The organism is Pseudomonas sp. 57B-090624, assembly GCF_003234055.1.
GTDB classification, from domain to species: domain Bacteria; phylum Pseudomonadota; class Gammaproteobacteria; order Pseudomonadales; family Pseudomonadaceae; genus Metapseudomonas; species Metapseudomonas tohonis.
The window spans coordinates 22,733-36,397 of record NZ_QKRU01000024.1; the positions used below are offsets into that span (position 1 = coordinate 22,733).

The 13,665-nt window shown below is 67.7% G+C and carries 14 protein-coding genes; 9 read left to right on the forward strand and 5 right to left on the reverse strand.

All coding sequences use genetic code 11. The features are described 5' to 3' along the window. Nucleotides 1-113: 113 nt before the first annotated feature. The 7 genes from DMX10_RS13165 to DMX10_RS13195 all read left to right on the forward strand — a co-directional run bounded on the left by DMX10_RS13165 (nt 114) and on the right by DMX10_RS13195 (nt 4,197). The gene (locus DMX10_RS13165; protein ID WP_111261479.1) at nt 114-533 is read left to right on the forward strand and encodes a polyribonucleotide nucleotidyltransferase; all 420 of its coding nucleotides are present in this window, start codon (nt 114-116) and stop codon (nt 531-533) included. Further along, nucleotides 533-1,036 carry a DinB family protein gene (locus DMX10_RS13170; protein ID WP_111261480.1) on the forward strand — a complete coding sequence of 168 codons (504 nt, stop codon included), beginning with the start codon at nt 533-535 and terminating at the stop codon, nt 1,034-1,036. Before DMX10_RS13165 ends, DMX10_RS13170 begins: the two co-directional genes overlap by 1 nt. Next, nucleotides 1,033-1,926, forward strand: a complete 894-nt coding sequence (locus DMX10_RS13175; RefSeq protein ID WP_111261481.1) for a cation diffusion facilitator family transporter — start codon at nt 1,033-1,035, stop codon at nt 1,924-1,926. The genes DMX10_RS13170 and DMX10_RS13175 overlap by 4 nt, the downstream gene beginning before the upstream one ends. Nucleotides 1,927-2,023: 97 nt before the next feature. Then, nucleotides 2,024-2,443 carry an MAPEG family protein gene (locus DMX10_RS13180; RefSeq protein WP_111261482.1) on the forward strand — a complete coding sequence of 140 codons (420 nt, stop codon included), beginning with the start codon at nt 2,024-2,026 and terminating at the stop codon, nt 2,441-2,443. Between the two features lie 414 nt (nt 2,444-2,857). Then, nucleotides 2,858-3,337 (forward strand): Lrp/AsnC family transcriptional regulator, encoded by a 480-nt coding sequence (locus DMX10_RS13185; RefSeq protein WP_111261483.1) that lies wholly within the window; start codon nt 2,858-2,860, stop codon nt 3,335-3,337. A 189-nt stretch (nt 3,338-3,526) separates the two neighbouring features. Continuing rightward, nucleotides 3,527-3,730, forward strand: coding sequence for a DUF2788 domain-containing protein (locus tag DMX10_RS13190; RefSeq protein ID WP_021221994.1), 204 nt, complete (start codon nt 3,527-3,529; stop codon nt 3,728-3,730). Between the two features lie 74 nt (nt 3,731-3,804). Beyond that, the gene (locus tag DMX10_RS13195) at nt 3,805-4,197 is read left to right on the forward strand and encodes a globin (RefSeq protein ID WP_111261484.1); all 393 of its coding nucleotides are present in this window, start codon (nt 3,805-3,807) and stop codon (nt 4,195-4,197) included. Nucleotides 4,198-4,223: 26 nt separating this feature from the next. Here the strand turns inward: DMX10_RS13195 and DMX10_RS13200 are convergent, their stop codons facing one another. Next, nucleotides 4,224-4,793 (reverse strand): pseudouridine synthase, encoded by a 570-nt coding sequence (locus tag DMX10_RS13200; protein ID WP_178082951.1) that lies wholly within the window; start codon nt 4,791-4,793, stop codon nt 4,224-4,226. Between the two features lie 152 nt (nt 4,794-4,945). On the opposite strand from DMX10_RS13200, the gene DMX10_RS13205 reads away from it, so the two are divergent. Next, complete coding sequence (locus DMX10_RS13205; RefSeq protein WP_111261486.1) at nt 4,946-6,001, forward strand: MBL fold metallo-hydrolase; 1,056 nt, start codon at nt 4,946-4,948, stop codon at nt 5,999-6,001. 263 nt (nt 6,002-6,264) lie between these two features. Here DMX10_RS13205 and amn read toward each other — a convergent pair whose 3' ends face one another. Continuing rightward, nucleotides 6,265-7,746, reverse strand: a complete 1,482-nt coding sequence (amn, locus tag DMX10_RS13210; protein ID WP_111261487.1) for an AMP nucleosidase — start codon at nt 7,744-7,746, stop codon at nt 6,265-6,267. A gap of 144 nt (nt 7,747-7,890) precedes the next feature. Here amn and DMX10_RS13215 point away from each other — a divergent pair, with 144 nt between their 5' ends. Further along, nucleotides 7,891-8,619, forward strand: a complete 729-nt coding sequence (locus DMX10_RS13215; RefSeq protein ID WP_111261488.1) for a hypothetical protein — start codon at nt 7,891-7,893, stop codon at nt 8,617-8,619. A gap of 58 nt (nt 8,620-8,677) precedes the next feature. Here DMX10_RS13215 and DMX10_RS13220 read toward each other — a convergent pair whose 3' ends face one another. The 3 genes from DMX10_RS13220 to DMX10_RS13230 form a co-directional block, all read right to left on the reverse strand. Beyond that, a complete protein-coding gene (locus tag DMX10_RS13220; RefSeq protein ID WP_111261489.1) occupies nt 8,678-10,327 on the reverse strand; it encodes an acyl-CoA dehydrogenase family protein in 1,650 nt (549 codons plus the stop codon). A gap of 10 nt (nt 10,328-10,337) precedes the next feature. Then, nucleotides 10,338-10,973 carry a TetR/AcrR family transcriptional regulator gene (locus DMX10_RS13225; protein ID WP_111261490.1) on the reverse strand — a complete coding sequence of 212 codons (636 nt, stop codon included), beginning with the start codon at nt 10,971-10,973 and terminating at the stop codon, nt 10,338-10,340. Nucleotides 10,974-11,079: 106 nt separating this feature from the next. Continuing rightward, nucleotides 11,080-13,473, reverse strand: coding sequence for a hybrid sensor histidine kinase/response regulator (locus tag DMX10_RS13230; RefSeq protein WP_111261535.1), 2,394 nt, complete (start codon nt 13,471-13,473; stop codon nt 11,080-11,082). Nucleotides 13,474-13,665: the final 192 nt, after the last annotated feature.

Sequence of the window (13,665 nt, forward strand, 5' to 3'; positions counted from 1 at the left end):
GGTGGCGATTATAGCGGCGAACTGCCGGCCCTTTCGTGTGGTCTCAACACTGCCGTGCGTTTTGCAATGAACGCCTTGGTATAGTGACGCCATTTTCCCGCCTGGAGCCGCATATGCGCATGTCTTCCCGTTTGATCGGTGGCGCCGTCGCCGCCGCCCTGCTCACCCAGCTGACCGCTTGCGGCACGCTGTTCTTCCCCGACCGTCGCGGCCAGATCGAAGGCAAGATCGACCCCGTGGTGGCCGCGCTCAACGCCGTCGGCATCCTCTTCTACGTGATCCCCGGCCTGATCGCCTTCGGCATCGACTTCGCCACCGGGGCCATCTACCTGCCGGACAACGAGACCGCCCAGGTCGACCCGGCACTGCTCAAGGACGCGATCGACGCCGACGGCAAGGTCGACAACGCCCGCCTGAAGGCGATCATCGAGCGTGAAACCGGCCGCAACCTGCCGCTGGACGACCCGCGCCTGATCCAGCACAGCGGCAGCGCCGAACAACTGGCCGCCTACGGCCTGAAGCCCGCCGCCTGATGAGCGCGCTCGCCAGCCATTTCGACAGGCTCCTGGCCTACCACGGCTGGGCCTACCGGCAATTGCTGGCGAGCCTCGCCTCGCTCGACGAGACCCGCTACCGGGGCGATCGCGGCCTCTACTTCGGTTCCATCCACGGCACCCTGAACCACCTGGCGGTGGTGGATCGCATCTGGTTCTCGCGGGTCCTGCACCTGCCCCGCCCCTTCGAGAAGCTGGACGCCGAGGCGGCCCCCGACCGTGCCGCCCTGGCCGCCGTGCTGGCCGAGGGCATCGGCCTGTGGCGCGCCTGGCTGGCCGGGCAGGACGACAACGCCCTGGCCGCCCCGCTGGAGTACCAGAACATGCGCGGCGACGCCTTCCGCCGCCCCCATGGCGAGATCCTCACCCACCTGGTGAACCATGGCACCCACCACCGGGGCCAGGTGACCGCGGCGATGACCGCGATGGGCCTGGAAAGCCCGGCACTGGACTTCATCTACTACCAGCCGAGTCGCCCGTGAGCACTTCGGAACGCCATGCGCGCCTGCTGCGGCTGGCCACCAACGCATCACTGTCCGTCGCCCTCACGCTGGTGCTGGCCAAGGCCGTGGCCTGGTGGCTGAGCGGCTCGGTCAGCCTGCTGGCGGGGCTCACCGACTCGCTGCTGGACAGCGCCGCGTCCCTGCTCAACCTGCTGGCGGTGCGCTTCGCGCTGAAGCCGGCGGACGATGACCATCGCTTCGGCCACGGCAAGGCGGAGTCCCTCGCCGGGCTGGCGCAAGCCATGTTCATCGGCGCCAGCGCCGTGCTGGTGGGGGTGCAGGCCGTCGAGCACCTGCGCCAGCCACACCCACTGGGTGCCCAGGGGCTGGGGATCGCGGTGATGGTCCTGTCGCTGGCGCTGACCCTGGCCCTGCTGGCGCTGCAGAACCATGTGGTGAAGGTCACCCACTCCACGGCGGTGCGCGCCGATTCGCTGCACTACCGCTCCGACCTGCTGCTCAACGGCAGCATCCTCGTGGCCCTGGCGCTGGCCAGCCAGGGTTGGGAACGCGTGGACGGCTTCTTCGGCCTGGGCATCGCCCTCTACATCCTGTGGAGCGCCGTCAGCATCGCCCGCGAGTCGGTGGCGGTGCTGATGGACCAGGAAGTGTCGCCGCAGGTGGGCGAGCACATGCACCAGCTCGCCTGTGCCGTGCCCGGGGTGCTGGGTGCCCACGACCTGCGCACCCGCATCTCCGGCAGCCACTGGTACGTGCAGTTGCACCTGGAGTTGCCCGGCGCGTTGCCGCTGTCCCAGGCCCACGCCCTCTGCGTGCGTGTGGAACAGGCGATCATCGAGGCCTACCCACGGGCCGAGGTGCTGGTCCACGCCGACCCCGTCGAGGTCGTCCAGGCAGCGCGCCACTGAGGTTCCTCCCCTCCTTGTCGGTTGGCTTCGCGAAATAGAGCAATTGCTCTAGAATCGCCGCACGCCATCCCACAACAACAATTCGAGGAGCCTGTCCATGTCGCAATCCCCCACTGCCATCGCCCTGCTCGGGCTCGTCGCCTGGAGCCTGCTGCTGGTCTTCCTGCTGGTGAACCAGCGCGGCCTGCTGGTGATGGCCGGGCGCATGAAGGTCAACGCCTTCGCGCCCGACGGCAGCAACATGCCCGGGGCTCTCGGCCAGCGCCTGGTCCGTGCCCATGCCAATTGCCTGGAGAACCTGCCGATGCAGGCGGCGGTACTGCTGTTCGCCCTGGCCACCGCGCAAACCGCCATCACCGACCCGCTGGCCCTGGTGCTGCTGGGCGCGCGCATCGTCCAGAGCCTGGTGCACCTGATCAGTACCAGCGCACTGTTCGTCTGGCTGCGCTTCGCCGGCTTCTTCGTGCAGCTGGCCGTGCTGGCCTGGTGGCTGCTGCGCCTGGCCGGCCTCGTCTGAGGCCTCTCACAAGCATCCATGGTGTTCCGCGCGCGGTCTTGATGGGTTTCGCCGAGCTCTACCCATCCTACGGGCATCACAATTTCTTACGGGCAATAAAAAAGGGGGGCCCCTATTTCGGGCCCCCCTTCGGGGAATCTGTCCGGTGCTGGCAATCGTGTCGCCGCTTTCATCGCCTGCCTGATTGGGCAGCGCGGACCCGGGTGCCTGCTCGAACCGGTGGGTTCGGCGGCGCCGACGCGCCTGATTGGGCGGGTCGGTTGGACATGCTGTCCGGGCCGTGAAACTGGAAACAATCTTAAGTCGACAGGCACGACAGATGATTGCAAAGATTGCTCTTCAGATTGCCGCTTGCGCAATTTTTAACTAATCAAGCATCATTCCTGGCAATCCAAACGGAATCCAGGTGAAAAGATGGAAAGACTCGACCGCTACGACCTGAAGATCCTCGCCGAGCTGCAGCGCGATGCGCGCATCTCCAACCAGGAACTGGCCGAGCGCATCGGCCTGTCGCCTTCGCCCTGTTCGCGGCGGGTGAAGCAGTTGGAAGACGACGGCTACATCGTGCGCCAGGTGGCGCTGCTCGATCGCAAGAAGCTGGGCCTGAGCCTGACCGCCTACGTGCTGATCGGCATGGATCGCCATACCCCCGAGCGCTTCGAACATTTCCAGTCGGTGATCGGCCAGTGCCCGGAGGTGCTGGAGTGCTGCCTGGTCACCGGCATGGAGGCGGACTACCAGCTCAAGGTGGTGGTGCCGGACATGGACCACTACCAGCAGTTCCTGCTGGGTCAGCTGACCCGCATCGAAGGCGTCACCAGCGTGCGTTCGAGCTTCGTGCTCAACCAGGTGCTGAGCACCACGGAACTGCCGCTGACCCATCTGCGCGGCTAATACGGAGGTGGTAGTGGCGAGGCCCGGGGCGCGGCGTATAATCGCCGCGCCTTTGCTGTGCCCCGCGTGGTTTCGCCAATAAAGAGCCTCAGGCTCGCAGAACAACAACCGCAGCCCCCGCCCTCACGGCATCACTGCCCGGCGCCCTCTCGCGCCAGGCCTGATTCGTTTCGCTGCTAGAGGTTGAGAATGAGCCCCGAGAAATTCGAAGAGTGGATGATGACCGCAATGATCGCCGGCCTCGTGCTGTTCATGGCGTTCATCGTCTGGGACCTCGCCAAGAAGTCCAAGGCCGGCCGCTTCGGCACCTTCATCCTGTTTCTCGCCCTGGGTCTCGGTGTACTCGGCTTCGTCATCAAGTCCCTGGTGATCGGCGGCCTCGAAGGCATGTAAAAACCTCACCCGCGCCTCCCGTGCCGGCAAGGTCGCCTGCGCGGGCGGCTTCGTTTTTCCTGCCTGGAGACAACATGAACGCCACCGATCGCGTCATGCAGAGCTATGGACGCTGCTGTGCCAACCCCGACTTCTTCGATGCCTTCTACCGGCGCTTCCTCGACAGCTCGCCGCAGATCCGCGCCAAGTTCACCGAGACCGACATGCCGGCACAGAAGGCGCTGCTGCGCCAGGGCATCCTCAACCTGGTGATGTTCGCGCGCGGCATGCCCGACACCAAGCTGCGCGCCCTCGGCGCCACGCACTCCCGCGAGGGCTTCGACATCCGCCCCGAGATGTACGACCTGTGGGTGGAGTCGTTGCTGCTGACCATCGCCGAGCACGACAAGGAACACAGCAACGAGGTACGCAGCGCCTGGCGCGAGGTGCTGAACAAGGGCATCGAAGTGATCAAGTCCTTCTACTGATCAGCCCCTGATCCAGCCGCCGGCGCTCAGTCCAGACGCGCCGGCACTTCCTTCCATTGCCCGAGCCCCAGCCCATCCAGGGCGAAGGGGCCGATGCGCACGCGCACCAGGCGCAGGGTCGGCAAGCCGACGGCCGCCGTCATGCGCCGCACCTGGCGGTTGCGCCCCTCGCGGATCACCAGCTCCAGCCAGGCGGTGGGCACGCTCTTGCGAAAGCGCACCGGCGGGTCGCGTTCCCACAAGTGCGGCGGCTCCAGCAGGCGCGCCTCGGCCGGCAGGGTCGGGCCGTCGTTGAGCTCGACGCCGTCGCGCAGGCGCCGCAGCTGCTCTTCGCTCGGTTCCCCTTCCACCTGCACCCAGTAGGTCTTGGCCAGCTTGTGCCTGGGGTCGGCGATGCGCGCCTGCAGGCGGCCGTCGTTGGTCAGCAGCAGCAGGCCCTCGCTGTCGCGGTCCAGGCGCCCGGCGGGGTAGATGCCAGGGATGTCGATGAAGTCCTTGAGGGTGGCGCGCCCTTCCCCATCGCTGAACTGGGTGAGCACATCGAACGGCTTGTTGAACAGCACCAGGCGCGGCTCGGCCGGCGGCGCCTTGGCCACGCGACGGGGAGCAGCGGGCTGGGGGCGACGGGAGGAAGGGCGAGGAGAGCGCGGCGGGCGGGACGACATGGCTGGTTACGAGCGGCAGTGGACAGGGTATCGGAAGCGCATGCTAGGTTGAGCGCCCCCCTACCGCAAGAGCGAGGACCGCCATGCCCCGTGCGTTACGCCCCACCTGGCTGATCAGCCTGATGACCCTGGCCGGCTGCGCGGGCGCACCCTACCAGGGGCCGGCCACGGACCACTTCGATGGCCAGCGCTTCCACAACATCGAGCCCAAGCCGCACAAGGACCTGTGGGCGGTGCTGAAGTGGCAGTTCAACCGCGAGAAACAGGCGCCCTGGGTGGAAGAACCCATCGCCGAGACGCCCGAGGTGGTCGAGCGGGTGCAGGGCGACGAACTGCGGGTCACCTACATCAACCACGCCACCGTGCTGATCCAGCACCGCGGGCTCAACATCGTCACCGACCCGGTGTGGTCGCAACGCGTCAGCCCCTTCAGCTTCATCGGCCCGCGCCGCCACCAGCAGCCGGGGCTGAGCCTCGACCAGCTGCCGCCCATCGACCTGATCCTGGTCAGCCACAACCACTACGATCACCTGGACCTGGAAAGCCTGCGCGGCCTGGCCGAGCGCTTCCCCCTGGCCACCGTCGCCACCGGGCTGGGCAACGGCCCGCTGATCCGCGAGACCGGCTTCGCCCGCGTGGTGGAACTGGACTGGTGGCAGGAACTGCCGCTGAACGACGCGCTCACCCTGCATTCGGTACCGGTGCAGCACTGGTCGGCACGCACCCGCAGCGACACCAACCGGACCCTGTGGATGGGCTTCGTGGTGACTTCTCCGGACGGCCCGCTGCTGTTCCCCGGCGATACCGGGCTGGGGCCGGAGTTCCGCCTGATCCGCGAGCGCTTCGGGCCCATGCGCTTCGCCGCCCTGCCCATCGGCGCCTATGCGCCACGCTGGTTCATGCGCGACAACCACATGAACCCGGACGATGCCGTGCAGGCCCACAAGCAGCTGGATTCGCGCAACAGCCTGGCCATCCACTTCGGCACCTTCAACCTCACCGATGAAGGCCAGTACACCCCGCCCAAGGACCTGGCCAAGGCGCTGGCGGACTGGAACGTCGAGGCCGACAACTTCCGCGTGCCGAAGCCGGGCTACCAATGGCTGGTGCCGGTGATGACGCCGGCAGGTGCGGAGTGAAGCCCATCGCGAATCAATTCGCTCCCACGGGGGCGGCGGTGCTGCGCGCCGCTTGGCGACTGAAGTCCGCCCCTGCAAAAGCGGGCCCACTCACGGAGGTGACCGCTGCGTAGGGTGGAGGTCGCTTCTTATCTCCACCAAGCGGAATCGAGTCCGGCCACCAAGGCATCCCGCGACCTGTACCGAACGGCTGGGACCGGTCGCCCTGCGCCCATGAAAGAAAAGGGCCGCATCATGCGGCCCTTGTCGTTATCCACACCCCATCAACGGAACGGCGGCTCGTCGAAGCTGCGCAGCTTGCGCGAGTGCAGCGAGTTGAGCTGGTTGCGCAGCAGGTCCAGCGCGGCGATGCCGATGCGCAGGTGCTGGCTGACGGCACGCTGGTAGAAGGCGCTGGCCGAGCCCGGCAGCTTGATCTCGCTGTGCAGGGGCTTGTCGGAGACGCACAGCAGCGTCCCGTAGGGCACCCGCAGGCGATAGCCCTGGGCGGCGATGGTGCCGCTTTCCATGTCCACCGCCACCGCGCGCGAGAGGTTGATCAGCGGGCGCTCCTGGGCCCAGCGCAGTTCCCAGTTGCGGTCGTCGTAGGTGAGCACGGTGCCGGTGCGCAGGCGCCGCTTGAGGTCTTCGCCGCGCTCGCCGGTGACCAGCGCCGCAGCGTCCTGCAGCGCCTGCTGCACCTCGGCCAGGGCCGGCAGAGGGATGTGCGGCGGCAGCACCCGGTCGAGGATGCCGTCGCGGCGCATGTAGGCATGGGCCAGCACGTAGTCGCCGATGGTCTGCGACTGCCGCAACCCGCCGCAGTGGCCGATCATCAGCCAGCAGTGCGGACGCAGCACCGCCAGGTGGTCGGTGATGTTCTTGGCGTTGGAGGGGCCGACGCCGATGTTCACCAGGGTCACGCCGTGGCCGTCGGCGGCGATCAGGTGGTAGGCCGGCATCTGGTAGCGGTGCCAGACCACGCTGTCGATCACCGCCTGCATGGTCTCCTCGTTCATGTCCCGCTCCACCAGCACGTTGCCGGGCAGCACCATGCGCACGAAGCGCGGGTCCTCGCGCAGCTGGGTCACCCCGTGCTGGATGAACTGGTCGACGTAGCGGTGGTAGTTGGTCAGGAGGATCCAGGGCTGCACATGGCGCCAGTCGCTGCCGGTGTAGTGCACCAGGCGGCGCAGGGAGAAATCCACCCGCGCGGCGTCGAACAGCGCCAGGGGCAGCGGGTCGGCCTGCTCCCAATCGTAGAGCCCGTCGGCGACGCCGTCGGTGGCGGCGGACAGGTCGGTGCTGGGGAACACCCGCGCCAGGGCAGCGGCGGTCACGTCGGTGCCGGCCAGCTCATCGCCCTGCTCCACCACATAGGGGTAGGGGATGTTCTGCTGGCTCACGCCCACTTCCACCTGCACGGTGAAGTCGCTCATCAGCGGGCGCAGCTGCTCCAGCAGGTATTTGCGGAAGGCCGCGGGGTGGGTGACGGTGACGCTGTAGGTGCCCGGCACCTGCATCTTGGCGTAGGCACGGACGGTGGAGGGCACCTCGCCCTGGCAGCGGTAGGTGATGCGCAGCTCCGGGTAGCGGAACTGCGCGCGCTGGCTGGCGTCCGGCTCGACCCGCTCCTTGAGGTAGAGCTTGAGGGCCTGGCTCAGCGCGGAGGTGGCGCGGCCATGCAGTTCGGCCAGACGGTCGACGGCCTCTTCGGCGGTACTGGCGATGAGAAACTCGGCGGAATCCTGGGTCACGATCGGCATCCTGTCTGTGCGAACAGGTTCTATCTTGCCGGTGTCCGGGCCCGCGGCATAGAGCCTTCTACGCATTGCACGACGATTGCCCTCCCGTGGCACCGACGCGGCCCTGCAACTAGGCTTGAGCCACCCACCCGACGAGTCACCGCCATGCGCCCTTCTATCGCCCTGCTGCTGCCCGCCCTGTATTGCACCGCCCTGGCGGCCGGCGAACTGGATGGCCGCTACCAGGCCAACCTCGACGGCCAGCCCACCGAACTGGTGCTGCGCCAGGACGGCCAGGCGGTGCAAGGGCTGTACGTGGAGAACGGCAGCCTGCAACTGGACCTTGCAGGCAGCTTCGACGGCCAGGTGCTGCGGGCGGAAATCAGCGTGCCGCAATCCGGCCAGGTGGTCGCCACCCTCGCCGCCCGCTACGCCGACGCCCAGCTCGCCACCCGCATCGCCGCCCGCGACCCACGCAGCGGCCAGGTGCTGGAGCGGGAGGCGCTGTTCCGCCGCGCCAGCCAGGCGAATAACCAGGCACAAGCGAGCGCCGGCGACCTCGACCCGGCCCTGGTGGGCAACTGGGTGCACGAGAAGATCATCAACAGCGGCGGCGGTAGCGGCTTCGCGTCCTTCAACACCGTGATGACCCTGCGCCTGGGCGCCGACGGCAGCGTGGCGCAATGGGCCCGCTCCACCGGCGGTGGCGGCGACTGGAGCTACGACAGCCCCGGCGAACTCCAGTACAGCGGCCAATGGCGCAGCGACAACGGCGTGCTGCTGGTGCGCCAGCAAGGCGCCGCCGACTTCCAGCCCGCCGCCCGCTACCGCTTCAGCGCCCCCTACCTGATCACCGAGGGCACGGGCGGGAAGATGATCTGGCAGCGGCGTTGAACCGCTGATCAGAAAGATCGCCGGGCTTCACCCGACCTGCGACGCCACACGCCGAGCGTTACACCAGGTGCGGCGTGCTGCGCGCCACCAGCGCCTCGACATCCACGCCGCGCGGCAGGGTGCCGTAGACGCGGCCGCCGTGGCCGAGGCGGCTGGCGATGAAGGCGTCGGAGACGGTGGCGTTGCCGGCTTCCAGCAGCAGCTTGGCCTGCAGGCCCACGGCGACGTCTTCGGTGAGCTGGCGGGCGCAGTACTGGATGTCGGCAGTGTCATGGAAGGCAGCCTTGAGGTTGCCGATGTGGGCGGCCAGGCGGGCGTCGCCGTGGCCGTCGCCCAGTTCGGTGAACAGGGCGTCGAGCACGCCGGGCTCCTTGGACAGGGCGCGCAGCACGTCCAGGCACTGGACGTTGCCGGAGCCTTCCCAGATGGAGTTCACCGGCGCCTCGCGGTAGAGGCGCGGGAGGATGGTTTCCTCGACATAGCCCGCGCCGCCCATGCATTCCTGGGCTTCGTTGATCATTGCGGGGGCACGCTTGCAGATCCAGTACTTGCCCACGGCGGTGACCAGGCGGGCGAACTTGTCTTCCTGCTCGTCGTGGGCGTGGTCCAGGGCGCGGCCCATGCGCATGGTCAGGGCCAGCGCGGCTTCGCTTTCCAGGGCCAGGTCGGCGAGTACGTTCTGCATCAGTGGCTGCTCGGCCAGCACGCGGCCGCCGACCTTGCGGTGGGCGCAGTGGTGCGCGGCCTGGGTGAGGGCCTGACGCATCAGCGAGCTGGAGCCGATCATGCAGTCGAAGCGGGTCAGGGAGACCATCTCGATGATGGTGGGCACGCCGCGCCCTTCCTCGCCGATCATCCAGGCCAGCGCTCCGCGGTATTCCACCTCGCTGGAGGCATTGGCCCAGTTGCCTAGCTTGTTCTTCAGGCGCTGGATGTAGAACTGGTTGCGGGTGCCGTCCGGGCGGTGGCGCGGCAGCAGGAAGCAGGACAGCCCCTTGTCGGTGTAGGCCAGGGTGAGGAAGGCGTCGCACATGGGCGCCGAGCAGAACCACTTGTGGCCGACCAGCTCGTAGGCCTGGCCCGGGCCGGGAATGCCGACGGGGTGGGCGCGGGTGGTGTTGGCGCGCACGTCGGTGCCGCCCTGCTTCTCGGTCATGGCCATGCCGATGGTGACGCCGCTCTTCTGCTCCATGGGCAGGTTGCGCGGGTCGTACTGGGTGGAAAGGATCTTCGGCAGCCATTTCTCGGCGATGTCGGGCTGCAGCTTCAGGGCCGGAACGCTGGCGTAGGTCATGGTCAGCGGGCAGGCGTTGCCGGCCTCGGGCTGGTTGTGCAGGTAGTTGAGGGCGGCGCGCGCCACCTGGGCGCCAGGGCGCTGGCCGGTCCAGGGCAACGAGGGGATGCCGGCGGCGATGGCCGAGGCCATCAGCTCGTGGTAGGCGGGGTGGAACTCCACCAGGTCGATGCGGTTGCCGTAGCGGTCGTGGCTCTTGAACACCGGCTTGTTCTCGTTGGCGAGGAAACCCGCCGCCATCAGCGCGCCGCCGGCGGCAGCGCCATAGCGATCGAGTTGCGCCTCGGCCCAGCCGCCATCGTAGCGGCGGGTCCACTCCTGCAGGGGCAGGTCGAGGCGGTAGAGGTTGGCGCCGTCGAGGGACGGCACCTGGTTGAACACCTCATGGGTTTCGGCGAACGGGTGCAGGTTCATGGCGATTCTCCTAGGCAGGGGTGGCGGCGCCCACGGCGCGCAGGCAGAAGAAGACGAGGTTGCGGCTGACCAGGTCGAGGTCGGCCTGGGACTGTCCGGGCTCGCGGGCGGCCCGGGCGGGCGGTGACAGCGGGCCGACCAGGGCCTCGGCGATGGCGCCCACCAGGCAGGCGGCGGTTAGGGGAGTGGACAGGAGGTCGAACTCGCCGCTGGCACGGCCCTCCTCCAGCAGCTCGATGAAGAGTTCGGCGTAGGACTCGCGGTAGAGCAGGCGCTGCTCGTCCACTTCCTGGTCGACCGGCTCGGCGATCAGGGCGAAGGCCAGGCGCCGGCTGTTCCAGGCGCGGGCGGCGAACTGGCGAAGGCCCTCGGCAAGGCGCCAGGTGGCGGTGCCGGGGCCCCGCAGCAGCTGGGCCAGGGTGTCCACTTCGATCTGGCTGGCAAGGGAGAAGACTTCGGCGGCCAGCTCGCCCTTGTTGCGGAAATGCCGGTACAGGCTGCCGGTGGCGACCCCCGCGTCCTCGGCAAGGGCCTGCATGGTCAGGGCGGCGAAGCCGCCTTCGACGACGCGCGCCAGGGCGCAATCGAGAATGCGCCGGCGCAGTTCCTGATCACGGTCGATACGGGAGGCGGTGACTCGGTACATGGTCTGAATCCTGATTCATCTCTTTCCAGTGAATCAGGATTCAGTTTTTGCCGGAAGCGGGATTAACGCCGAGAAAAAGGGGAAAAACGCCGCAGTCGAGTGGGCATCAGGCGTTGGTTTCCACCGGACGGCAGAGCAGCCAGTCGTGCAGCAGGGTGCGCAGCTCTTCGAACTTCACCGGCTTGGCCAGGTAGTCGCTCATCCCTGCCGCGAGGCAGCGCTCGCGGTCGCCGGTGTGGCTGTGGGCGGTGATCGCCAGCACCGGCAGGTCGGCGCAGGTGGGCATGCCGCGCAGGGCCCGGCAGGTGGCGAAGCCGTCCATCACGGGCATCTGGCAGTCCATCAGCACACCGTCCACGGATTCGCGCCGCAGCAGCTCCAGCGCCTCGGCGCCGTTGTCCGCCGTGCGCACGCGGTAGCCGAGCTTGAGCAGCATGCCGCGGGTCACCAACTGGTTGATGGCGTTGTCCTCCACCACCAGCACGGTGCATTGCTCGGGCCGGCGCTGGGCCTGGCCGGCAGCGCGACGTGGCGGGGCCACCTGCAATGGCGGCTGGGCCGGGCGGGTCAGTTGCACGTCCAGGCGGAAGCGGCTGCCCTGGCCAGGCTCGGATTCATGGGAAAGCTCGCCCCCCAGCAGCTCGACCAGTTGCCGGGCAAGGGCCAGGCCGATGCCCAGGCCGCCATATTCGCGGGTCATCGAGCCATCGATCTGGCGGAAGCGACGGTAGAGGGAGCCGTCGGCGGGGGTCTGGAAGCCGATGCCGGTGTCTTCCACCTCGATGCGCAACGCCAGGTCGTCGCCGCTGGCGTTCTCGCGGGCCACACGCAATGTCACGCCGCCGTGATGGGTGAACTTGATGGCGTTGTCCAGCAGGTAGCCGAGTGCCTGGGCGAGCTTGCCGGCATCGCCTTCGAGCATGTCGGGGAGGCTCTCGTCCAGTTCCAGGGTGAAGCTCAGGCCCTTCTCCTCGGCGCGCGGGGCGAACTGGGCGCGCAGGCTGTCGAACAGGCCACGCAGGCTGAAGGTCTCGCGGCGGGGGTAGAGCTTGCCGGCCTGGAGCTCGGTCATGGCGAGGATGTCGTTGACCAGGCGCATCATGTCCCGCGCCGAGCTGGCCGCGGTCTTCTGGTACTGCTCCAGCTCGACATCGAGCCTGACCGTCTGCATCAGCTCCAGGGAACCGATCACGCCGTTCATGGGGGTGCGCAGCTCGTGGGTCACGGTGGCGAGGAATTCGTCCTTGAGGCGGTTGCTGTTGGCCAGTTCCTGGTTGAGCGCCTCCAGCTTGCGCCCGGCTTCCTGGAGGATGCGTGTGCGCTCCTCCTTCATGGCGTTGATGCGGTCGGCCAGGGCCAGGGACAGCAGCCCGACCTCCAGCGCGGAGCCGATCTGGCTGGCGTACATGGTGAGGAAGATGTTGGGCAGGTAGCCCAGCACCATCAGGGTGTTGATGGCGCCACCGATGAGGAAGGTGGTCCAGGCGAAGATGAAGTAGCGCGCCACGCGCATGCCGCGCAGCCAGGCGAGGACACCGGCGGTGAAGATGACCACGGTGAAGATCAGCGCCAGCGAGGTGGCCAGGCGCAGGGCAACGCCGTAGCTGGCCGCCAGCGACAGGACCATCACCAGGCCGCCCATGGCCATCAGGCCGAGCAGGGTCCGGTCCATCCACGGGCTGTGCTCGGCGGTGTGCAGGAAGCTGCGGGCGAACTGGCAGCCGAACAGCGCCGCCGAGCCGATCAGGAAGGGGGTCGCGGCGTTGGCCCACCAGGGGCTGTCGGGCCAGAAGAACTCGATGCCGGCACCGTTCACCGAGATCTGGTAGAGCCCGAACGAGGCGATGTAGAGGATGTAGTAGAGGTAGCTGGTGTCACGGACACTGAGGAAGATGAACAGGTTGTAGATCAGCATCACCAGCAACACGCCATAGATGATGCCGAGGACGTAGATGCGCCCGGGCTGCTCCTCCAGGTAGGCCTGCGGCGACCACAGGGCCAGCGGCGCCTGGATCGAGCCCTGGCTCTGCAGCCTCAGGTACAGGCGCTGGGGCTGGTTGGGCTGCAGGTTGAGGCTGAACAGGTAGTTGTTCTGCTTGATCTCGCGGCTGGCGAAGGGCAGCGCATCACCGGTGCGCTGGGCCAGGCGATAGCCGCCCTGGCCGTCGGGCAGGTAGAGCTCGAGGTGGTCCAGCGGCGGATAGGCCAGCTCCAGCAGCCAGGGCTGCTGGCCGCCCAGCGAGCGCGGCCGGTAGTCCAGGTCGACCCGCAGCCAGAACACCGAACGCGAATAGCCGGCATTGAGCACGGGCTTGTCATGGCGACGGAAGCTGTCTTCCAGGGCGGGCGAGGTGATATCGGCCAGGCTGGCGTCGCCACGTACGTCCTCGAACACGTCCATGTGCCGGCCGAGAGGCAGCTGGCGGGTGTGCTCGTCGAATTCGACCGCCAGCACGGACGTGGAAAACAGGAGGAGAAAGAGAAGGAAGACGCGCCGCATGAGGCCCCGCAAAGGCCTGTCGCGCGCGTCGGGAAGTCCCTTCTTCCCGGGATGACGCGCCACGCGGGGCCTGATTGTTCGAATTCGCTCACTCTAGCACAGCCAAAGGCCTGACGAAGAGGCACTCTGCCATATCGAACGAGCCGCTCTAGAACGGCTATTACAGGCAAACTACGAGACCGACGGAACGGC